At 43.9% G+C, this 23102-nt stretch carries 23 protein-coding genes; 19 read left to right on the top strand and 4 right to left on the bottom strand.

Translation table 11 applies throughout. The annotated features are described in order from the left end of the window. Positions 1–97 precede the first annotated feature (97 nt). The gene (gene ribA / locus E0H88_RS08325) at positions 98–700 is read left to right on the top strand and encodes a GTP cyclohydrolase II (RefSeq protein WP_131273811.1); all 603 of its coding nucleotides are present in this window, start codon (positions 98–100) and stop codon (positions 698–700) included. Between the two features lie 122 nt (positions 701–822). On the opposite strand, the gene E0H88_RS08320 is transcribed toward ribA, so the two are convergent. Beyond that, a complete protein-coding gene (locus tag E0H88_RS08320) occupies positions 823–1146 on the bottom strand; it encodes a macro domain-containing protein (RefSeq protein ID WP_252152004.1) in 324 nt (107 codons plus the stop codon). 752 nt (positions 1147–1898) lie between these two features. Between E0H88_RS08320 and E0H88_RS08315 the strand changes: the two genes are divergently transcribed. From E0H88_RS08315 to E0H88_RS08270, 10 genes are all read left to right on the top strand, one after another. Next, positions 1899–2456: a hypothetical protein gene (locus E0H88_RS08315; protein ID WP_131273810.1), complete on the top strand. Its 558-nt coding sequence runs from the start codon at positions 1899–1901 to the stop codon at positions 2454–2456. Between the two features lie 408 nt (positions 2457–2864). After that, positions 2865–5045: a TonB-dependent siderophore receptor gene (locus E0H88_RS08310; protein WP_131273809.1), complete on the top strand. Its 2181-nt coding sequence runs from the start codon at positions 2865–2867 to the stop codon at positions 5043–5045. Positions 5046–5370: 325 nt separating this feature from the next. Continuing rightward, positions 5371–5805: an arsenate reductase (glutaredoxin) gene (gene arsC / locus E0H88_RS08305; RefSeq protein WP_131273808.1), complete on the top strand. Its 435-nt coding sequence runs from the start codon at positions 5371–5373 to the stop codon at positions 5803–5805. 302 nt (positions 5806–6107) lie between these two features. Beyond that, on the top strand, positions 6108–7130 hold the full coding sequence (locus tag E0H88_RS08300) for a permease (protein ID WP_131273807.1): 1023 nt from the start codon (positions 6108–6110) through the stop codon (positions 7128–7130). Positions 7131–7149: 19 nt separating this feature from the next. Beyond that, a complete protein-coding gene (locus tag E0H88_RS08295; RefSeq protein ID WP_131273806.1) occupies positions 7150–7389 on the top strand; it encodes a thioredoxin family protein in 240 nt (79 codons plus the stop codon). Positions 7390–7583: 194 nt separating this feature from the next. After that, positions 7584–7904 carry a metalloregulator ArsR/SmtB family transcription factor gene (locus E0H88_RS08290; protein WP_131273805.1) on the top strand — a complete coding sequence of 107 codons (321 nt, stop codon included), beginning with the start codon at positions 7584–7586 and terminating at the stop codon, positions 7902–7904. Positions 7905–7910: 6 nt separating this feature from the next. Next, positions 7911–8381, top strand: coding sequence for an arsenate reductase ArsC (locus E0H88_RS08285; protein ID WP_131273804.1), 471 nt, complete (start codon positions 7911–7913; stop codon positions 8379–8381). Between the two features lie 11 nt (positions 8382–8392). Next, positions 8393–9433, top strand: a complete 1041-nt coding sequence (gene arsB / locus E0H88_RS08280) for an ACR3 family arsenite efflux transporter (protein ID WP_131273803.1) — start codon at positions 8393–8395, stop codon at positions 9431–9433. A 9-nt stretch (positions 9434–9442) separates the two neighbouring features. Continuing rightward, entirely contained in the window at positions 9443–10147 is a 705-nt protein-coding gene (arsH, locus tag E0H88_RS08275; protein WP_131273802.1) for an arsenical resistance protein ArsH, read from the top strand. Positions 10148–10243: 96 nt separating this feature from the next. After that, positions 10244–11323, top strand: a complete 1080-nt coding sequence (locus tag E0H88_RS08270; RefSeq protein WP_131273801.1) for an ArsO family NAD(P)H-dependent flavin-containing monooxygenase — start codon at positions 10244–10246, stop codon at positions 11321–11323. Positions 11324–11521: 198 nt separating this feature from the next. On the opposite strand, the gene E0H88_RS08265 is transcribed toward E0H88_RS08270, so the two are convergent. After that, entirely contained in the window at positions 11522–13270 is a 1749-nt protein-coding gene (locus tag E0H88_RS08265) for a hypothetical protein (RefSeq protein WP_131273800.1), read from the bottom strand. A 206-nt stretch (positions 13271–13476) separates the two neighbouring features. Further along, entirely contained in the window at positions 13477–13653 is a 177-nt protein-coding gene (locus E0H88_RS15920) for a hypothetical protein (RefSeq protein ID WP_165493303.1), read from the bottom strand. 80 nt (positions 13654–13733) lie between these two features. On the opposite strand from E0H88_RS15920, the gene E0H88_RS08260 reads away from it, so the two are divergent. From E0H88_RS08260 to E0H88_RS16265, 5 genes are all read left to right on the top strand, one after another. Further along, complete coding sequence (locus tag E0H88_RS08260; RefSeq protein ID WP_092819570.1) at positions 13734–15296, top strand: sensor domain-containing diguanylate cyclase; 1563 nt, start codon at positions 13734–13736, stop codon at positions 15294–15296. Between the two features lie 206 nt (positions 15297–15502). Further along, a complete protein-coding gene (locus E0H88_RS08255) occupies positions 15503–18949 on the top strand; it encodes an MASE3 domain-containing protein (RefSeq protein ID WP_131273799.1) in 3447 nt (1148 codons plus the stop codon). Between the two features lie 163 nt (positions 18950–19112). Continuing rightward, complete coding sequence (locus E0H88_RS08250; protein ID WP_092819568.1) at positions 19113–19562, top strand: universal stress protein; 450 nt, start codon at positions 19113–19115, stop codon at positions 19560–19562. Positions 19563–19604: 42 nt separating this feature from the next. Continuing rightward, positions 19605–20105, top strand: a complete 501-nt coding sequence (locus tag E0H88_RS08245; RefSeq protein ID WP_086194901.1) for a Dps family protein — start codon at positions 19605–19607, stop codon at positions 20103–20105. Between the two features lie 76 nt (positions 20106–20181). Continuing rightward, complete coding sequence (locus E0H88_RS16265; RefSeq protein WP_353682165.1) at positions 20182–20310, top strand: helix-turn-helix domain-containing protein; 129 nt, start codon at positions 20182–20184, stop codon at positions 20308–20310. Between the two features lie 610 nt (positions 20311–20920). Here E0H88_RS16265 and E0H88_RS08240 read toward each other — a convergent pair. Then, positions 20921–21241, bottom strand: coding sequence for an ArsR/SmtB family transcription factor (locus tag E0H88_RS08240; protein WP_131273798.1), 321 nt, complete (start codon positions 21239–21241; stop codon positions 20921–20923). A 111-nt stretch (positions 21242–21352) separates the two neighbouring features. Between E0H88_RS08240 and E0H88_RS08235 the strand changes: the two genes are divergently transcribed. From E0H88_RS08235 to E0H88_RS08225, 3 genes are read left to right on the top strand one after another with little or no spacing between them, the layout of a single operon-like run. After that, positions 21353–21769, top strand: coding sequence for a YeeE/YedE family protein (locus tag E0H88_RS08235; protein ID WP_131273797.1), 417 nt, complete (start codon positions 21353–21355; stop codon positions 21767–21769). Continuing rightward, positions 21770–22186, top strand: coding sequence for a DUF6691 family protein (locus E0H88_RS08230; protein ID WP_131273796.1), 417 nt, complete (start codon positions 21770–21772; stop codon positions 22184–22186). 2 nt (positions 22187–22188) lie between these two features. Further along, positions 22189–23061 carry an MBL fold metallo-hydrolase gene (locus E0H88_RS08225; RefSeq protein ID WP_131273795.1) on the top strand — a complete coding sequence of 291 codons (873 nt, stop codon included), beginning with the start codon at positions 22189–22191 and terminating at the stop codon, positions 23059–23061. Positions 23062–23102 lie beyond the last annotated feature (41 nt).

The following is a 23102-nucleotide window of genomic DNA, read 5'->3' as shown; positions in this document are numbered from 1 at the left end:
CGAAAATACTGAATCAATCTTAATTTAGATATGACAAATCTTTTATTTTTGATGAACAGTGTTTTTACTGACTCTTAAAATTTAATTGGATGAATCAGTGGTGATACAATTTGTTTCTAAATCTAAATTACCGACTGCTTTCGGTAATTTTGAGATTATAGCATTTCAAGATCAAACGACGGGTGAAGAACATATTGCTCTTGCTCAAGGATTAGAAACGGTTCCTGTAAAACCTGTATTAGTCAGAATGCATTCTGAGTGTCTCACAGGGGACGCTTTTGGTTCATTAAAATGTGATTGTGGCCCACAATTACATGCAACCATGAAAATTATTAATGATGCAGGGCAAGGGGTAATCTTGTATCTACGTCAGGAAGGTCGGGGCATAGGATTGACCAATAAAATTCGTGCATATGCACTGCAAGATCAAGGTCATGATACGCTTGATGCCAATCTGTTGTTAAACTTACCAGCAGATGCACGGCAGTATGACATGTGTAGTATTATGCTGGATTACCTACAAATTAAAGATGTCCGGTTGATTACAAATAATCCACTTAAAATCAGGGCATTGACCGATTTAGGCATTAATGTGGTTAACCGCGTTCCCTTGACGGTAGGCTTAAATCATTTTAATCAGGCGTATTTAGAAACAAAACAGAAGCGTATGGCGCATCTGTATGAAAACAGTGATTTTTAGCCTAACTTAAGCCTCTCAATTCTTCTTGTCGTCTTGTGCAAATTCGATGAGGATTACATAAATTCTGATTTTGACTGTATTCGAGGAAGCTTTGCCTAGACAAAGCTTTCAGCAACCACAGCTTAGCACTTATATGAATGATTCATCCGTTTATCCCCTTTTGGGTACAAGGTATAGATATAAACAGGGATATCTAGATCTGCTAAGTGTGTATAGATGAGTGGGCGTCCATCTTCCCCATCTAAACTGCCAGCTTCTGTGGCAAGGCGAGGTAATGCCAGACTTTCAATTTTCTCTTGTTCAATTAAATCTTTTAAGTTTTTTAGGCTACGGTTTACATATTCGATAGACGCCTTGCCTGGTTTTAAACCGTTGTCATAAGCTGCTTCTTGTGTCATCAAGTTTACGATACGTTGACCTTCAGCATTCACCCATGTCGATTGCAAATATGGCAGTAGTTACGGAAGTCTTTATACAAGGCTGGCCAGTGCTCACGCAGACTTAAAACAAGACCTGTAGCGAAGTTATCATTGGGGGTAACACCGTAAGCAATCGCATGTGCATCACTGAGTAAAATATCTCCAGATACTTCATAAATTATAGATTTGGCTCCTGTTTAATGGACTGGACTGCTCCTAGTATCCTAGACAAAGCAGAATCTGATCCTCCAGGCGTGATTTGGGTAGTCTAGCCTTTAGCTAGAACATGCTTATGCAATTGCTAAACCATTAAATAAAACGTTGACCATGAGATGCTCGTAATTGCTTAAGCTGTGTTTCAGAAAGCTGTTTTGAGTCGATGTATTTCATCTAAAAATTATGCATGAATGTTAGAAAATCTACGATACAAATAATCAACAACAAGTAGCTTAATTTTTGATTTATGAAAGAGATCTTTTATATATCACCTCTTCTAAAATTTTATTTTATGGAAATAAGGCGGTTACGAAACCTTGCTGATTGGTTTAAATTCTGAAATCTATATTTATAAGGTATTATCTTTAGTTTAAAAGTTTAAAATTAAAAAGATAGCCTCTTCATCTGAAGGCTAGCTTTAAATCTCATACATTGACAAGACAATGGATAATATAAAAATAATGGATCATGGATTTTTAATTTAGTAAATAAAATTAATGTATAAGATGTGAAAGGCTAAAAGCTTGCTATAGTGTGCTGAATTTAGCTTTTTATATAGACTAATGTTAAATAATACTTATATTTTGTTTGGGGCAGTTTTAGGTTTAACGATTGCAAATGCAGCAGGAGCTGCAACTATAAGCATGAAGAATGATCGGTTGGGCTATTTAATACAACAGGTAGATTATCAGCATATAAATGACTCTCTTGAAAAATCTGAAAATCGGTTATTGGGACGTGCAAGCTGGGATATTCAATGCTGGGTAAAGAGTAGTGAAAATACTAAAATTTGCACAATGCGTAAAAACCATATTACGGTAATGCGTATGAACGATTCTTACAGCTTAAGTGTTGGCATAAACCATGCAAAAAATTCTATTACACTACTTAAAGTAGACAATAATAGTGTTTTGCAGGCACGTGAGGGGTTATACCGTGACGCTCAAGCGATTATAGATCAGTTCAAGCGTGGCTTTGAGGTAAAAACCGAGTTTAATGTATCTCATAGTGCTAAACCTATTGTGAATGAAGTTTCATTAATTGGTTTTTCTGACGCATTTAATGATATGCAGCAGCAGTATAGTAAGCTGAATCATTTAGATTTACAGCGCAGGCTTTAATAAAACGAATAGCCTGTTGTCTTCGAATAAAAGGCACAGGCTAAGCAATACCGTCCTTGTGATTTAATGCCAAGTCCAATTAAAAGACAATCAATAGAAAAAAGGTCAAACTCAAACTTGGCCCGAGACAAGATTCAGGATTCTCAAATCAGGTCTCAGGTATATGCAGGTATGGCGGTATTCAATCAGCTAAAATGAGGTAGACCTTTCACCCAAGTCGCGGCTTAAATTTGAATACTGGCCCGATAAACCCAATCCAGAAATCTTGATATAAAAAGCCGTATCGGAATCATAATAAAAAAATCTCGGATATGTGGTAGAAATGCTTGTTCAATCTGAGAAAATTGTGAATACTCATGCCCGCAAAATGCATGCTGCAAGATTATCTTTTGGGGTTGGACAACTACTGTGAAAACGTATTCATTTTCTCATTTACATAAAGCATTACTCACTGCGGGTTCATTTTCATGTCTAGGCTTAAGCCCGGTGTGGGTATATGCTGCAAATGGGAATGAGATCCCACAACTGGCAACGCTCACAGTGACGGCTGAAACGGCCTATGACCAACCCCAGGTCAATTTATACGGTTTTAGCCAGCAAAACCTGGCTGAAATTCCTGCATCAATCAGCACAATCACAGCCGAACATATTGCCGATCAGCATGCGAAAACCCTGACGGATGTGGTTAAAAATGATGCTGCAGTAGGGGATGGCTATGCCCCGATTGGCTATTATCCGAACTTTATCATGCGCGGTTTTGCCTTAAATCTGGGGTCGAGCTATTTAGTCAATGGTCACTTGCTGCGCGGCGAGCAAAATGTGGCGCTTGAAAACAAAGAACAGGTCGAAATTTTAAAAGGCATCAGTGCGCTTCAAAGTGGCATGGCGACGCCGGGCGGTGTGGTGAACTATGTGACCAAACGTCCCCGAGACATACGCTCACTTACTGTTGAAGCCGACAGTCATGGCGGCAACCGCGTGGCAACGGACTTGGGCGGTTTCCTTGGAACAGATCAACAGTTTGGCTATCGAGTCAATTTGGTGCATGAAGAGATTCATCCTTATGTGGAACATGCCGATGGCAAGCGTGTGTTTGGTGCTTTGGCTTTAGACTGGAAAATCTCGGATCGTTCAAAACTGGAATTTGATATCGAATCACAGCGCCAACGTCAACGCTCCGTACCCGGCTATCAGTTGCTGGATGGTAAAACGGTACCTACGGGTGTTGAATGGGACCGTTTGCTGGGCTATCAAAGCTGGAGCCAACCGGTGACCAATGAAAGCTTGAATACCGGTTTAAAATATATTCACCAGATCAATAATAACTGGACAGCCAATCTGGCTGCTTCGCAAAGCCGTGTGGTGGTGGATGATTATTCAGCATTCCCGTGGGGTTGCTCTTATAGTAGCATTTGCCAATACTCAGGTTTAGGCAACAGTTTTGACCAAAATGGCAACTATGATATTTATGATTTCCGCAGTCCGAATGACAGCTATCTGACCAATCAGTTTAAAGCAGGATTAAATGGTCAGTTCAACACTGGTACATGGCAACATACTCTCAGCCTGGAACTGTCACAGACCTATAAACGGCATGCACAATATGATGCCATCAACTTGCCTGTAACAGATGATTTTGAATCGACAGGAAATATTTATACTGACCCGATTACCTACACACCAAGTGATAAAACTTTAGGCAATCATTACAAATCATTGGACAGCCAGCATAAGGCCTTGAACTTACTCGACCAGATTGATTTCAATGAGGCGTGGACCGTTTTGGTCGGTGGCAAACTCTTGCATGTCAATGAAAGTGCTTATAATGCCAATGGCAACAACATCCGGGATACCGATTTGAACCGCTTCCTGCCGCAGCTGGCCTTAATGTATCAGCCGGGGGAACATACCCATCTGTATGCGTCATATGCCAAAGGTTTGAGTGACGGTGGGCAGGCTCCGTGGTATGCCAACAATGCTTTTGCAACTTTAGCCCCCCTACATTCCACCCAGTATGAATTGGGGATTAAGCAGCAGTGGCAGAAGCTACTCTTTACCGCGGCAGTGTTTGATTTAACCCAAGACAACCAATATACCAATACTGCAAGTGACTATGTCTCGGATGGTGAACAGCATAACCTGGGTCTGGAACTGGGTTTACAAGGGCGCGTTGATCAGCATCTAGATGTGATGTCCAGTTTGGCGCTCACCCGTTCACGTCTCATAGGAATACAAACAGCTGAGTATAAGGGTCATCAAACTCAAAATGTACCCACTGTCCGTTTCGCCAGTCATCTGTCTTATCAGGTGCCACAAGTGGAAGGATGGCGTTTATTGGCCGGCATGCAGTACAGCAGCAGCAAATATGCCAACAAAACAGGCACCGTGAAAGTACCTGGTTATACCGTATTTGATGCAGGTACAAGTTATAACTTCCGGGCTTATGGCTATGACAATATGCTGCGCTTCAACATAGATAACCTGTTCAATAAGAAATACTGGCGAGATGTGGGTAGTTTCTTCGGTGATGACTATTTGTTCCTTGGGGCACCACGTACCGCACAACTGTCATGGACTGTAAATTTCTAATTTGACCTTAGATTTTGCTATAGAAAACTGTCTGAGTGTTTCGCTCAGGCAGTTTTTTATTTTGGCAATCTTTTACTACTCGTCAGAAGTTCGTTAACTGTATGTATCCGGTAAAACCTGTTTGAGTCAAACCTGCTGCTACTTATGAGGTACAGCTGACTATGAGCTGATCCACTATCTAGACATGAGATGGCTATACTGGGAAGCGGCATCAAATGATTGTGGATTTAGGTTATCAGGTGAATGCTATAAACTCATATATTTTATATTGCGAATATCCGTATATTCATATATAAAGCTAGGATTCATTTATAGGGGAAAGTTCATGAATCAAATGCCCAAAGTCCAGATTTATCATAACCCGGCCTGTGGCACGTCAAGGAATACACTGGCGTTAATTCGCAATGCGGGCATTGAGCCAGAAGTGATCGAATATCTGGTGAACCCACCTTCGAAAGAGCAGCTGGTCAACATGATTCAGGACGCCGGTTTAACGGTTCGTGAAGTGTTGCGTAAAAATGTCGATCCTTATACCGAGCTGAACCTGGATGATGCCAGCTGGAGCGAGGAGAAACTGCTTGATGCCATGTTAGGGCATCCGATTCTGATCAACCGCCCGTTGGTGGTGACGGAGCTTGGAACCCGCTTATGCCGTCCCTCAGAAGTGGTGCTGGATATTCTGCCTTTACCGCAATTAAAAGCCTTTGCCAAAGAAGATGGTGAAGTGATTATTGATGAGCAGGGCAACCGGCTGAAATAATGCCCCATCAATACCAAAAAGCTCCAACCAGGTTGGAGCCTTTTTATGTGAAAAACACATTGACGATGATCAATATAATTTACATACTGAATGCAATAGGTCCTTGATGCATAAGATAATTAGATCATCAGCAGGCAGTTTCCCCGTATCCGGTTTTAACGGATATCAGCTGTCTTCATCTCTTGCAGATGCGACAGTGCGGGGAATGTTGTGCGAGGTGAACTGCTCAAAAATCTGTGCATGAGTCCATCGACCTGACTTCATCCCAAGCGCTATTTTCCCGCCCAAACCAGGAGCTTTGAATGGAAAGCATAATTGCGATTTTTGCCTGGCTCAATGATGTGCTGCTTAAAATGACCTGGCTCTCGGATGGGGTTCGATGGCTGGTTGAAAATATCTTCGGTTTATCGGTTGCGACCCGGCTCGGCGGCAGTATTCACTTCTTTATCTATGATGTCATCAAGATTTTTATTCTGCTTTCGGTCCTAATTTATACACTGTCGTATATCCAGAGTTATTTTCCACCTGAACGTACCCGGCAGATTTTAGGCGGGATGACCGGAATCAAAGCCAATATCATGGGGGCCTTACTCGGCACCATTACGCCATTTTGCTCCTGTTCTTCCATTCCGCTGTTTATCGGTTTTACCCGTGCCGGACTGCCTGTGGGGGTGACCTTTTCATTTCTGATTTCATCTCCATTAGTCGATCTGGCTTCGATTATTTTATTGGCCAGTATTTTTAACTGGAAAATCGCCATGGTGTATGTACTGCTTGGTTTGGTGCTGGCAGTATTGGGTGGCTCCTTGATTAGCTACCTGAAAATGGAAAAGTATGTGGCGGAGTTTGTAACCCATCATCAGGCGACTCAGGGAGAAGATGAAGATTTCAGTATGACCGTGAAAGAACGGCGTGCATTTGCCTGGGAACAGGTAGTGGAAATTTTTAGCAAGGTCTGGATGTATGTATTGATTGGCGTAGGGATTGGCGCGGCGATTCATAACTGGATTCCTGAACAGTGGATTAGTACCTTGCTTGGTCAGGAACACTGGTATTCTGTATTGATTGCTACCATCGTAGGCATACCGATGTACGCAGATATCTTTGGAACCCTGCCGATAGCGGAAGCTTTGGTGGCGAAAGGCGTGGGGCTGGGTACGGTATTGGCGTTTATGATGGCGGTCACCGCACTTTCCCTGCCATCCCTGATTTTATTAAAGCAAGTGGTGCAAACCCGCTTATTGAGCCTGTTTGTTGCGATCATTTTTGTGGGTATCTTGATTATTGGCTATAGCCTGAACACTTTGGGTAACTGGTTTTTATAAAATGTGTGGAGAATAAAATATGCAAATTAAAGTTTTAGGTACAGGTTGCCGTAAATGTAAAGCACTGTTGGCTGCAACCGAAGAAGCGGTGAAAAGCAGCGGTGTGCAAGCGGACATTGAATATGTCACGGATATGATGCAGATTGCTGAAACAGGACTGTTAAGCACTCCGGGGCTAATGATTGACAATAAAATCGTCTCGAGTGGTAAGGTTCTGGAAGCCGAAGCCATAGCGGAACTGATCGAGAAAAATAAATAGTTTCAAAATTGCAGCTGTAGGAAGAAAACCGGTGGTTTAAGTCACAGGTTTTCTTCTAGCCTGGAAAAAGTGGGCATTTTTTTAAATTTGGTGTTTTCTGGTCGGTCGATGCCGATTTGGCGACAATTTTTGACAGGTCGTCTTTACTGTATATATGGATATGTGTATATTTGAATAATAGAATGGGAGCAACTATGGACCACGTTCAGTTTTTTAAATGTTTATCGGATGAAACGCGTCTCAGTATTGTCCTGCTGATTGCAGAAAACAAAGAGCAGTGCGTCTGCGATCTGACCGATAAACTCCAGTTAAGCCAACCGAAAATTTCACGGCACCTGGCCTTGTTACGGTCTTGCGGTTTGCTCAACGATCGCCGGCAAAGCCAGTGGGTGTATTACAGCATCAATCCGCAATTACCGGCCTGGTGTTTTGAAATTCTGGACGTGCTGAAACGTAGTGAAGTTCCGGTTTTATTTAATTCTACCACGCTAACGATTCAGAGCCATTGCGAGTAAATTTTCATGAAATTTTTGTTTTTATGCACGGGGAACAGTTGCCGCAGCATTCTGTCTGAAGTTTTGTTCAATAGTCGTGCGCCTGAAGGCTGGGTGGCTTACAGTGCCGGCAGCAAACCTTCCGGTCAGGTACATCCGTTGACGCTGGAAACCTTACACAACCTGGGCTTATCGACGGATGGGCTGTCCAGCAAAACCATTGCTGCCTGTGAACAGTACCAGCCAGACGTCGTGATTACCGTGTGTGATGCGGCGGCACAGGAAGCGTGTCCATTGTATCTGGGCGGAGCGATCAAGGCACACTGGGGCTTGTCTGATCCTTCACATCTGGATTTACCCAAAGAAGAAAAATTACAGGCCTTCCTGACCACGGTGGATCACATCAATAAACGCCTGGATGCCTTATTTGCCTTGGATACCGAAAAAATGAGTCGTCCGGAGCTCATTGCCAGCATCAATCAAATTTCCCATCTTTAATCGAGCCGATCATGTCTAAATCCGGATTGTCCTTTTTAGATCGTAACCTGACTCTGTGGATCTTTGTAGCCATGGCTTTGGGGGTTGCGATTGGGGTGGTGTTTCCACAAGCATCAACGGCGCTGGATGCCATGAGCGTCAATTCGGTCAATTTGCCGATTGCAATTGGCCTGATCCTGATGATGTATCCGCCGTTGGCGAAAGTGGACTACGCAACATTGCCGCAAGTGTTTCAGGATAAAAAAACCCTGGCCTTGTCCTTGATCCAGAACTGGCTGATTGCCCCGGTCCTGATGTTTGTGCTGGCAATTGTATTCCTGAGCGATTATCCGGAATATATGACCGGCCTGATCCTGATCGGTTTGGCGCGCTGTATTGCCATGGTGCTGATATGGAACGGTCTGGCGTGTGGTGATAATCAGTATGCTGCGGCACTGGTGGCGTTTAACAGTATTTTCCAGATTCTGTTCTTTAGTAGTTATGCCTGGTTCTTCCTGACTTATTTGCCGCCATTTTTTGGGGTAGAAGGTCATGTGATTAATGTCGATTTCTGGACTATTGCCAATGCCGTTCTTATCTATCTGGGCATTCCTTTCCTGATGGGCTTCCTGACCCGTCTGTCTTTGGTCAAAGCCAAAGGGCTGGACTGGTATCAAACCCGGTTTTTACCGAAAATTGGCCCGCTCAGCTTACTGGCCTTACTGTTCACCATTGTAGCCATGTTTAGCTTGAAAGGCAGCGACGTGCTGAGTTTGCCGATGGATGTGCTGCGCATCGCGATTCCATTGACGGTTTATTTTGTGCTGATGTTCTTTGTCAGCTTCTTTATGAGCAAATGGATGGGCAATGATTATCCGAAAACCACCGCAATTTCTTTTACCGCGGCGGGCAATAACTTTGAGCTGGCCCTGGCGGTCGCGATTGCCACATTTGGTCTGGCTTCACCCATCGCTTTTACCACCATTATTGGGCCTTTGGTAGAAGTGCCGGTGCTGATTGCGCTGGTCAGCGTATCCTTGTGGCTGAAGAAAAAATATTACCCTAATTCTTAAGAGGCAGAGATGACCCTCCCAAATCTTGAATCTGATCTTTTACCGACGCCGACCTTTGCCGAGGTACAGGCCAAAGAACTGACCCATCCACCACGGATGTTATTGCTGTATGGCTCGAACCGCGAGCGCTCGTACAGCCGTCTGGCGGTGATGGAAGCCGGCCGTATTCTGGAACGCTTTGGCTGTGAGGTCAAAATCTTTCATCCCAAAGGTTTACCTTTACCTGAAGATGGCGATTTGCAACATCCTAAAGTCAAGGAACTGCATGAACTGCTGGCCTGGTCCGAAGGCATGGTGTGGTGTTCACCGGAGCGGCACGGTTCGATGAGTTCGATCTTTAAGGCACAGATTGACTGGATTCCTCTGGCGGCGGGAGCCATTCGTGCCACGCAGGGCAAAACCCTGGCACTGATGCAGGTGAGCGGTGGATCACAGTCTTTTAACAGTGTAAACCAGATGCGAATTCTTGGGCGCTGGATGCGGATGATCACGATTCCAAATCAGTCTTCTGTTCCTAAAGCCTTTTTGGAGTTTGATGAGGAAGGACGGATGAAGCCTTCATCGCTATATGATCGTATTGTTGATGTAATGGAAGAGCTATACAAGTTTACTTTGCTGACTCGCGGTCAGAGTGCCTATTTGACCAACCGTTATTCGGAGCGAAAAGAATCGGCTGAAGAACTGTCTAAACGAGTCAATCAGCGCAGTTTGTAAAACAGAGTTCGTTTTGATTGATGCTGTCCTATCAATAAGATAAAGAGGCTGGAACCTGCTGCAAAAGCGGGATTCGGCCTGAAGAACACCAGAAAAATGCAAGGGGAAAAGCTTTTGGACGCAACACAGACTGTAACGGAAGTGATCATCATTGGTGCTGGACAAGCCGGTTTGTCCATGGCCTATTTTTTAAAGCGCAAGAACATTCCGTTTATCCTGCTGGATGATCAGTCTCAGCCCGGAGGTGCCTGGCGGCATGCCTGGGAGTCCTTGCGTCTTTTCTCCCCGAACAGCTGGAGTTCGCTGTCGGGCTGGATGATGCCGGCGACCGAACAGACCTATCCGACCCGTAACGAAGTGATCGACTATTTGACGGCTTATGAACAGCGCTATCACTTTCCCGTAATTCGTCCCGTGCATGTGGATCGTGTAGAAAACAAGGGCCAGTATTTAGAGGTCTATGCCGGGGAACGATGCTGGAAAGCCAAAGCAGTGGTGAGTGCCACGGGAACATGGAGTCAACCCTTTATTCCCGAATATGCCGGTCGTGAACATTTTCAGGGTATGCAACTGCATTCGGCAGATTATCTGAATGCCGAACCCTTCAAGGGCAAAAAAGTCATGGTGGTGGGCGGCGGAAATTCTGGTGCACAAATTCTGGCAGAAGTATCTCTGGTTGCCGAAACGCTGTGGATTACCCAGACACCACCGCAGTTTCTGGCGGATGATGCCGACGGCCGTGTCCTGTTCTTAAGGGCAACCGAGCGCCTGAAAGCCCAGCAGGAAGGGAGAAGCATCGAGCAGCCGATTGGTGGGCTGGGCGATATTGTCATGATTGATTCAGTCAAAGCGGCACGTGAGCGGGGCGTTTTACAGAGCAAGCGTCCATTTTCGGCGTTTACAGAACATGGCGTGATCTGGGAGGATGGATCTGCTCAACAGGTGGATGCGGTGATCTGGTGTACCGGATTTAAGGCGGCACTGAATCATCTGAACAGCCTTGGAATTATCCAGCCGGACCAGACCATTGCGGTTCATAACTGCCGTTCGGTTCAGGTGCCGAATTTATGGCTGCTGGGCTATGGGGAGTGGACCGGTGCTGCTTCGGCAACGCTGGTCGGAGTTTCCCGTACAGCGAGGGCCGTAGCGGAAGATATTGCTGTATTTCTAGCCTAAGATATTTAATCCTGTCCCAAAGTAGAGCAGATTGGGTACATATAAAATCTGCCTACTATCAGCCCTAAACAATTAATCAGCCTGGTATAAGGATCTGTCCCAAAAAAACCAGCTTGCCGTAAATTTTTCAGCACCAAAATCACCGCTTAAACAAGCTCGTTGATTTACCTTCCTTTAGAGAGTCTAGCAGTCTTGCCTTTAGGCCTTTTGGGATAATCCCCAACTCTTTGCAGAGAGCAGAAATTCATAGTTTAAAGCCATGAGAATGCTCTGCATATTAAAGCTGTTGCGGTCTTCAGGTAACTGTATCAAAAGCGGTAAACGCGTTACGCCATTTTCACCATTGGCAAAGGCATAATGTCGTACTTTAGAGTCAATCACCGGAATTAAATTCTTCGCTTCCAGATAAACACTCTCTTGAGCGGCCAGTTTTTGAATAGCAATAATCTTAAGATAGCAATGATCTCGAACTTCAATCAGATTCTGTTTTAATTGATTGATCTTCAATTCATGATGTTCAGATTTTTTAAACAGCCGTTTAAGAAAACTGCTGTTTTCGGCATTTTGCATTTCGCGCTCTAACTGGCGTATGTGCTGCTGGATCTGGCGGGTTTGTTCCATCGCGCTATTGAGCAGTTCCCTGATTTCCTGAGTGGGGGCGGAAACTGCTTGTAGCTGTTGCTGATAGAGAAATTCATCGTGAAAGATCACAAAGATTTGGGCACGACGTTGTTCCAGTAATTTTAAATAGGCAATTAAGCGATATTTAAACAAACGCGCATGCTGATTAAACTGCAGCATCGGTTGCTGCGACAAAATTTCCAGTTGATGCAGAAACTCATTGATTAACCTTAAAATATTTAAATAGCAATATTCCAGTTCGTCGGTATGTTGCACACTGTTTTTTAAACCTTTTAGGAAAGGTTCGAGAATATTCAAGGATAAATCTTTTTCCAAGATTTCCAGATGCTCTTTCACCAGGTGGTCGACGGAAAAACTTTGAATATTTAAAACTTCTTTTAAACTTGGAATGAGATTTTGCTGATTATATTCATGTAGGGATTCAACCAGTTCTACAATATGCGGATTCATTTTGCGCTGAATACCAATGATCCGGTTCATCAGCTGTTTAAAATTTGCAAAATAATCTGCTTGATCCAGCTGTTTCGGGTCAAGAACCAGACCACTGATATAGAATCGATTTTCTTTACCAAAGTTTTCTTCGGTTAAAAAACGGCGAATTGAATAGGCAGAAACAGAACTGTCGTAAGTGCTGCTCAGGACAAAATAATATTGAAAGGTTTGGATAATTTCAAAGTCGCGAACATGTTGTTGCTGAATAAAATAATCCTGAAAAATGGCCAGTTCCTGCTCGGCATATTCACTCGGCAAAATATGAGCAAACCAGCTTCCCAGAATTTCACTTTTCATGAAGATTTCAAAGATAAAAGTTCGAACCTGCTCAATATCCAAATGCCGGTGATTTTCAGAAACAGTAAAATCCAAGTCACGAATAATCAGGGCGGCGTCATACAGAAAGGCTTTTTTGATCAGTTGCTGTGCCTGAATATCTGCTGGATGTTCCAGATCAATCTGGTTAATTTCACGCACAATACTTTCCAGGTAATCTGCAATCTGAAAGTCGGTCTGATAGCCTTGCAGATAGCTGAATGTGCTCTTTATTCTGTGCGCAAGTTGCAGCAATTCGGAGTTTTGCGTTTCAAGCTGAAGATTTTTCAGGCCAGAATGACCTTTAAACTCAAAGGCCTGGGTCAGGTAATTCCACGCGATATTCTTGGCTTTCAGGTATTGGTCTTCTATTTTCTGATGCAATGCCTGCGGTGTCGTCGAGAGGATGGACTGTAGTTGTTGTTGCCAATGCTTATCCAGAACTGGATCAATTTGTTTTAATTTTACCCGCAGCTGATAAGGAATATATGTTTGCATGGAAATCCAAAAACCTTGTAATAAGTTCAAACTTTTAGGGAAAATAAGTCGTGTGATTTATATCACAAAACTAAGGGTTAATTGGCAATATGACATAAAAAAATTCGATATCAGCGCTGTTCATTGCTGGTTAAATGATCTAAGCCTGTGCTGAGATTAAAAATGCAGGAACCCCGAGATTTCCCTTAATCTGGTACACGGTATGTTCAGGCACATTTTCCCGGAATCATCAGCTCAGGCAGAAACAGCAATGAATACTCAGAACATACTTCGGCACGCATTGACATTCCTTCAGGACCATATTCAAGGCGCATTGGTTCAACGCTCGGTAAAACAAATAGGGTCGGGAAAATTGACGGCCATTTCAGGGTGATTTGATTCATATAGATGTTGTTGAAATAAACCGTGTTTTTTCATTATTTTGTGATATAAGTATCATAAATAATAACTTGGAATTACCCTATTGAGACAGGTTTTACTGGCGCCTCGTTTAAATCTGCGCAGCTTAATCTTACTTTTAACGGTTTTAAGCGTAACCTGTCTGTTTGTCTTTGCCTTATTTTTTGTTAACTATACCGTGAAAGAGCGACTGATCGACAACTCTCTGGCCTTGAATGCCGAATATTCTTCCAGGATTGCTAAGCATACCAACTATCAGTTTGAAGAAATTTTAAAAAATTTAAGATTTAGCGCCAATGTATTGGGAAAAAACTTTTTTAATGAAAACTTGAGGAGCAATGAAGTATTAAGACTAAAAAGCCAGTCAGGAAATTTTAACAGTGTTTTTCTGGCTGATGGGGAAGGGCATATCATTTCATTTTTCCCGACCACCTTAAAGATTGATTCTAAACAGATTTATAAAACTTATGGCATCACCGAGTCAATCAAACGCAAGCAAACTTATATTTCTTCTCCATACTGGTCTTCAACCAAAAGACTGATAGTCATTGTTTCTGAACCGATCTTTAATGCCCAAGGGCAATACTTGGGCTTTATCGCCGGTACGATTTATCTACAGAGCAAGAATCTGGTCAGTGAAATGCTGGCATCCAAATATGGTTACAAGAAAAATTATACCTATGTGATGGATGACCAGAAACGCATCATTTTCCATGCCGATGCTCGAAAAATTGGCCAGAAAGTCCAGGTCAGCGATGGCTTAACCTCGATGCTTCAGCAACAGGATGGGGCTTTCCGTCTGATGAACAGCCAAGGCATAGATAGTCTGGTCGGTTTCTCACATATTCCCAGTGTGAACTGGATTGTGGTATCGCAGCAGCCGATAGACGAGCTGTTTGCTCAAGCCAACATTATTATTATCAACGTCTCCATCGGAATTACCCTGTTCTATTTTTTCATTTTCTTTGTGGTCTGGCGTTTATCGGGTTTGATTGCACTGCCTCTAAACCATTTGGCGAAAATGGCCAGTATGCTCAGTCGGCCGGAGGTTCAGGAAAAAATTAACAAAATTGCCCCCGTATATTTTGAGGTTGATCAGTTCAAAAATTCCCTGATGCTCAGCTCTCAAAATTTTAATGAAAAAATTGATGAGCTGAATCAGTCGGTGAATACCGATCCGCTGACCGGTTTATACAATCGCCGTGGGATGAAGCTGTTTCTTGAAGAATTTGTGCATATGCGTACCGAATTTGCGGTGCTGGCAGTGGATATCGATTTTTTTAAAAAGGTAAATGACAGCTATGGCCATGACAAAGGCGATATTGTTTTACAAAGACTGGCCAGACTGATGAAATATCATTTTCGTGATAATGACATCTGCTGCCGTTCAGGGGGAGAGGAATTTATTATTTTAGTGGCTGCTTCAGACCCGGTCACCGTTTTTCAGGCGGCAGAACGGTTACGAAAGGCGGTTGAAATCACCGAAATGGATAACATGGGAAGGGTGACCATTTCAATTGGTATCGCTTACTGGCCGCATAGTTCTGAGGATGTGGAGGAGGTACTGAAACTGGCAGATCAGAAACTGTACCAGGCCAAGCGTGAGGGACGAAACCGTATTTGCTAGATTGCAATAACCTGCTGAGGAAAACCTCAGCGTGAAACTTGCATGCAGTTGATTTATCTGCTTGTTAATTAACCCATTCCATGCCTGGATTTACCGATATTTGACATGGACTTAATGCTATTATGATCGTGAAATTTTTCAGTCAATACAAAACTTTAAAGTACTTTATTTGATAAGACTACTTATGAATTTCAGCGGGGAATTTTATGCCTAAATCATCTCGTGACTTATTTTCACCAGATGTATTCGACCTCAAGTCGTTTATTTCTCCTTATATGATGATCATTCCTCCGACAATTTTTGCCTTGCTGATCTGGTGGACCAATCAAAGTTTTGGTTTTGTCTTTACCCATACTGTGGCAGAACTGATTTCCATCATTATTGCGCTTACAGCGCTGATAGTGACTGTGGTATCGCGACATTTTACTAAAAATTATTTTGTGGTTTTCATTGCGATTGCCATTGGTTGGTGTGGATTTATTGATCTGTTCCATACCTTGCTTTACAAAGGCATGCAGATTCTCCCGGTGGACAGTGCCAACCAGGCCACACAATTATGGATTGGCGCCCGCCTGTTACAGGCCTTTGCCATGCTCGCCGCACCGTTCATGTTGACACGGGCCATCAAGCCAGTCCCGCTCAACCTGTTTTTTGGTCTGCTCAGTGCCGGGATTGTAACTGCGGTCATGCTGGGTTTCTTCCCCACGGCCTTTGTTGATGGGCAGGGCCTGACCCCTTTTAAAATATACAGTGAATATCTGATTATTGTGGTGCTGGCACTGGCACTGATACTGGTCTGGCACCGCCGCGAATATTTATCGGCCCAACTGACGTTTGGGGTCAGCCTTTCGATGCTGACCATGATGGCCTCTGAATTTACCCTTACCCAATATGTGTCCGTATATGCCGATGCCAATCTGCTGGGGCATATCCTGAAAGTCTATTCCTACTGGTTCATTTATATGGCACTGGTCGAGTCGACCATCAAAGAGCCTTTTAGCATGCTGTCCAAGGCGGCCAGTACTTATGACACCATTCCGGATCCGACCTATATTGTCAGTTCCAGCCAGACCATTCAGCAGGTCAATCTGGCGGCAGCCCGGCTGCACGGTACTGCTGCGGCACAATTGACCGGACGCTCGGTGCACGAACTGGTGCATGATCCTCGCGTAAAGGCCGAGGATTGTCCGGTCTGTTCCAGACTGCAGCAGGCACCGCAAGAGTTTTTAACCCAGCTGAGCTTGCCGGACCGCAAAACGGTCGAGTGTCATGTCGCACCTTTTGCGGAACGCCTGGGCCAAAAACCGGTCTGGGTTATGGTAGTGCACGATATTACCGACCGCCAGCTTTTGCTGCAGGATGTACAAAAACGGGTTAAAGAAGTACGTTGTCTGAACCAGATTAACCAGCTCTGCAATAACACGCATACAGGCATGACCGAGCTGTTGCAGAAAGCCATGGAAATCATTCCTTCCGGATTTTCCTCTTCGGAAAGGATTCATCTGAGAATTGACAGTGACTGGGGCATTTTTGGCACCGAGCTTTCGGCCCAGACGCCCTGTCTGCAGTCGGTATTTGGCAATGATGCACAGAAATTTGGAAATTTAACAATCTGGTATGCTGAGGCACCGCATATGCCCGCTTTTCTGAATGAAGAGCAGAGTTTAATCGATCATATTACCAGTCAGATTACCGATGCTTATATCCGCTTACAGTCACAGGCACGGATCGTCCGTTTAACCTATCTGTACCAGCTGCTCAGTGAAACCAACCGGGTGATTGCGCATAGCCAGAACCAGAAGCAGTTGCTCACCGAGTTGCAGCAGGTACTGCTGAAGCTGGGTGGTTTTGCCAAAATTCTGATTGCGCTGAAAGCTGATGATCAGGCGGACAGTCCACTGGTGCTCCAGTTCCATCATAATATTAGCGCCAATATCTTGCCAGCCTTGCAGATCGTTTTACAGCAGGATCAGAATCCTCCGTTGAAGCATGTGAAAAATACCTGTCCGGATGTGAATGTCTATAGTTATACGCTGGAGAATTATGACGATGAGCATGTTTCTCCAGAATATCGGAGCTGGAGACAGTATTTAAAACAGGAACAGGTTCGTCAAATAGCATTGACTCCGTTGCTGTTTCAAGGCCATTTCTGGGGGCTGGTCGGACTCTACACTACAGGCCAAGTGGAATTTGACCAGGAGCAAATTCAGCTGCTGCAAAATCTCTCCAGAGATATTTCATCTGCGCTGGAGCGTTTTTCGGCTGAGCAGCAACGTCAAACAGCCGAAACCTATTCGCAGCAGATGGAACAACGTTTCCAGCAGGTGTTTTTACAGTCGCCGGCACCGATGCATATTATTTCTATACAGGATGAGCGCATTCTTGCAGTCAATCTGGCCTATGAAAAATGGCTGGGATACAGTCTGGATGATTTTCAGAATCGGGAAGCCTGGCTGAAAAAAGTGGCACCGGATGCAGAGCAAAGACAGTTGATGCAACAAAACTGGCAAGCGGCCTTGCAGCTGGCGAAACAGGGCAAACAGGTGCAGTTTCCTGAAATTACCCTGCTGGCAAAAGATGGTAGTCAGCGGATTGCGCAGCGCACGCTGGCGATTGTCGGCAATGATGCGATTCTGGCCTGGACGGATCTGACCGCTATCCGGCAAACCGAGCAGGCATTAAGAGACAGCGAGCAGCGTTTCCGTGGCATGGTGGAACACACCGTGGTTGGGATGTATGTGATCAGAGGTCATCACTACTTATATGTCAATCCAAGTTATTCTAAAATGCTGGGCTGGTCTGCCGAAGAGTTAATTGGCCATAGCCTGCAGGAGTTTCATGACATCAGCGCAGAAGAAATTCAACTGGAAGAAGGAAAATTACTGGGAACAGACCATCCGACGCTTTCCTATACGGTTCCTGCGCGGCACAAAAATGGCCAGATACGAGAATTTGCTTTGCATGCCCGTAGCATTATTTGGGATGATGGCTTGCCTGCAGCGATTGTCATGGCACAGGATATCACCGAGCAAAAGCAGGCACAGGAACAGATTGCCAAACATGTTAAACAGCTGGAAGCCACCATGTACGGGACCTTGCAGGCGGTCGCCACTATGGTGGAAATGCGTGATCCGTATACAGGCGGACATGAACGCCGTGTCGGCCTGATTGCCAGTGCCATTGCCAAAGAAATGGGTTGGGATGAAAAGCGCTGCATACAAATGGAAGAAATTGGACTGGTACATGACATTGGAAAAATCTCTATTCCTTCCGAGATTCTGACCAAACCTACTCGTCTGACCTATCTAGAAATGGAAATGATGAAAGGCCATGCACAGGCCGGTTATGAAATTCTCAAAGATGTTCCCTTCAGCATTCCGATTGCTGAAATCATTGGTCAGCATCATGAACGGATGGATGGCACGGGCTATCCTAAAGGATTAAAAGGGGATGAGATCCATCCTGAGGCACGGATTCTGACCGTGGCAGACGTGATTGAGTCAATGGCTTCGCATCGTCCTTATCGTGCGGCTTTGGGGGTTGAGGTGGCGCTGGCAGAAATCTTACGTGGACGCGGGACGATTTATGATGCGGAAGTTTGTGATGCAGCAGTACGTTTAATTAATGAAAAGGGATATGTCCTGCCCAGTTAAACAGGCTGGATAATCATTAGGTGAATAGCAGCTAAAACGCTATTCACTCTTTGAGCTTAATGGAAATTGGGAAGACTGATATTTTCAAATGCTTTAAATTGAAGTGCTAGTAAGCGTATGTTATTTATAACTCAATAGAAGATTAATATTTGGAGTTTCACCGATGTCATACCAGAATATTTTAGTACCCGTCGATGGTTCAAAAATTTCTTTCTCAGCGGTAAAACATGCGGTCGAAATTGCTCAGGTCTTCAATAGCAGGTTGACCTTAATTAGTCTGGTTTCAGAAGATCCATTTACAGATGCAGATTTCTATTACTATTATGTATCTGCTCCAATGAAAGAACACTTTATCCAAGCCTATGCAAATGCAGAAGCGGTATTAAAACAGGCAAGTGAAATTGCATATGCGGCGGGCGTTCAGGTAGAAACAAAAGTCCTAAAAAGCGTAATGCCGGAAGAAAGTATTGTTGAAACGACCAAACAGCTTAAAACTGATCTCATTGTGATGGGATCGCATGGTCGTAAAGGTTTTAAAAAATGGCTACTCGGAAGTGTCGCCACAGCTGTACTTTGCTCCACGGAATTGCCAGTAATGATCATAAAATCTTAATGTCTATATAACATATATAATTAAAATGTAAGGAGTTTAAAAATGGCGAGTTCTAAAAAAGAATCTAAAGCGGTGAAAATTGATATTGGTATCTCTCATAGTGATCGTGCCAAAATCGTTGAAGGGTTATCTAAACTGCTAGCGGATAGTTATACCTTGTATTTGATGACCCATAACTTTCATTGGAACGTAACTGGGCCACAATTCAATAGCTTACATAACATGTTTATGACTCAATACACGGAGCAATGGAACGCCCTGGATATTATTGCCGAGCGAATTCGGGCATTGGGATTTCCCGCGCCAGGAACCTATAAACAGTTTGTAAAATTAACTGCAATTAAAGAAGTAGAAGGTGTTCCTAAAGCCGAGGAAATGGTCAGCCTGCTGGTGAATGCACATGAAACTGTTGCGCGAACAGCTCGAAGCCTCTTTCCCATTGTGGATGAAGTTAATGACCAGCCAACAGCGGATCTGATCACACAAAGACTTGAAGTTCATGAAAAAACAGCCTGGATGTTACGAAGCCTGTTAGAAGAGTAACAATCTAGAAGTCATCTGCCAATTTTTATACAAATTGGCAGATAGACCATTGTTCATTTAAGAAAGTAATTTTGCTTTGCTGATTAAATTTATTTCACTAAAGATTAACAAAGCGTATCCATTTAGGCTTGAGCCTGATGCGGAACAGGCGGTGGTTTTAAATAAGATTGTTGACTCTACACGTCTGTTTGGAATCAGATTTTAGCGATGTCATTTGAGATGTTTGCGATGAACAAGTTTCTTAACGCAACCAGCTTAGTGAATCAATTTACCGATCTAAAAAGAATCCTGAATACACTGCTGTCCCATAGTCGAATTCCAGGTGTTAGATTCGTGAGTGTGGCAAGGATGCCACACATTCCCCATCACGATAGGATGTCGTGTATGGGGAATAAAGACTTTTGCCTACTTTTGGTCTGTCAAAAGTAGGGTTTAGCCTGCACAAAGTTATTTAAACTTTTAAAGAAAAGACAAGGCTGTGGAAAAATAAATATCAAATATTTAAATATAAAATATCATCATATTAATTTGGTGCTGAAATAAAATTCAAATTAAGGGACAGCAATGTACTGAATATGTTTTTTAGCCACCCGTTCAAATACTGTGTCGCCGCAACTACGGTTTTGTTATCTTGCTGAATAGTCTAAATATTTTAATGACCAGACACGCCAAATGGTCTGTGGAGGGGCGTTAAAGGTCGCCCAGTGAAACAGAAAGCAAGTGAAATCCATGAGCAAATCAACTAAAGGCTTTTGCTTTTAGAATCCCTGAAAAACCTGTTTGGCCAGGAGTGATCTGAAAGTGGGGGAGTTATGTCAATCATAATCCTGGCTGCAGTATACTTCATATAAGGTCTGCATGATTTTGAGCACTCGTATATCGCTGAACTGATAAAAAATCTGTTTGCCTTCCCGTCGTGTCGATACGATCTGGCTATTTCTTAATACGGTCAGCTGTTGTGACAAGGTGGGTTGGTGGATATCCGTACGTTGTTCTATGTGCTGTACATTCAGCTCGCCATCGACCAAGACACAGAGAATTTTAAGACGGGCAGGGTTGGATAAAACTTTCAGACAATCACTGACCAAATCGACTTGTGAAAAGTCCATTTGTGCTTTTAACGGTGCAGCGTTCATGTAGATGTCCTGATAAGCAATGATGGGATACAAAAAAATCAGCATTTCAGCTTGAATATTTTTATTTATTATATAATATAAAATTATATATTGTAAATGAGTAGATTTACTATGCATGATTTTTTCATCGCATTTATCGGTGGACTATTACTGGGCGTAGCGGTAGTCGGCTATCTCTATGTGCATGGCCGTATTGCAGGAATCAGCGGATTGATTGGACAGGTACTGAATCCACAGACTGTGTTTAAAACCCCTGCAATCTGGTTTATGTCAGGTTTGATTGTCACGCCCTTTATTTATGGATTATTTGTCCAGCCCGAGATCGAATTGAATGCCAGTCCGCTGATGATGATCATCGCGGGTCTGCTGGTTGGCTTTGGTACGCGCCTGGGTTCAGGGTGTACCAGTGGTCATGGAATTTGCGGGATGAGCCGTTTATCGAAGCGTTCTATTTTGGCCACCATGAGCTTTATGTTTGCCGGTTTTGTCACGGTTTATATCATTCGCCATATCACAGGAGCTTTCTAAATGAAGAATATTCTGGCTTTCATTTTCGGCGGTTTGTTCTCTGTGGGGCTGATGGTCTCCGGAATGTCGAATCCGGAAAAAGTGCTCGACTTCCTGGATCTGTTTGGGAACTGGGATGCCAGCCTGGCCTTTGTGATGATGGGTGCAATTGCTGTGGCATTTATTCCCTTTCAGAAAGCGCTACGCAGTCAGGCACCGAAAACGATCTTTAATGAACCGATCGATTTGCCAAAGAATAACAAGATTGATCCTAAACTGATTTCGGGCAGCCTGCTCTTTGGTATCGGTTGGGGGATTGCCGGGATATGTCCTGCACCAAGTTTTACCTTGATTGGTCTTGGGCATTATCAGGTTCTGTATTTTATTGTCGCGATGCTTGCAGGCGTGTTGATTCACCGTAAGTGGGCAGGAGCTTAATCATGTCAAATTCCCCAGTTGTAAAAGATTTTTTCCATGAAGATACCAATACTTTCAGTTATGTGGTGAGTGATCCTTCAACCAAAGCCTGTGCAATTATTGACAGTGTACTGGATTATGATGCTGCATCTGCCAGCACTTCGACCACACATGCCGATCAGATCATTGCCTATGTCAAAGCGCAAGGTTTAACCGTCGAGTGGATTCTGGAAACCCATGTCCATGCCGATCACTTGACTGCAGCGCAGTATCTCAAAGCTGCACTCGGGGGCAAGATCGCCATGAGCCAGAAAATTGCGATGGTCCAGGAGACTTTTGCTGCGATCTACCATTTGGATATCAAGCAATGGAATACCCAGCAGCTGTTTGACTACCTGTTTGAGGATGATGAGAAATTCCAGATTGGTTCCATCGAGGCATATAACATTCCCACCCCTGGACATACGCCGGCCTGCCTGAGTTATGTCATCGGTGATGCCGTGTTTGTGGGCGATACCTTGTTTATGCCGGATTATGGCACGGCACGCTGTGACTTTCCGCGCGGCAGTGCAGCCATGCTGTTTGATTCGGTACAGCGCCTGTTCGAATTGCCGCAGGCTACCCGGGTATTTCTATGCCATGACTATTTGCCAGAAACGCGTGATCGCTATGTGTGTGAGACGGATATCCAGACGCAAAAAAACCGCAATATTCATATTCATCACGGCACGACCAAAGCTGAATTTGTCGAGATGCGTAACAAGCGCGATGCAGGTTTGAGTATGCCCAAACTGATTCTGCCTTCGATTCAGATCAACATGAAAGCAGGACAATTCCCTGAACCGGAAGAGAATGGGGTTTCTTATTTAAAGCTTCCGCTGAATTACTTCAAATAGGCAAGTTTCAGGATTAAACCGGCAGGTTCTTTTGTTGAACC

The organism is Acinetobacter sp. ANC 4216 (assembly GCF_004331195.1).
GTDB lineage: Bacteria > Pseudomonadota > Gammaproteobacteria > Pseudomonadales > Moraxellaceae > Acinetobacter > Acinetobacter kookii.
This window is presented reverse-complemented; position numbering and strand designations above follow the sequence as displayed.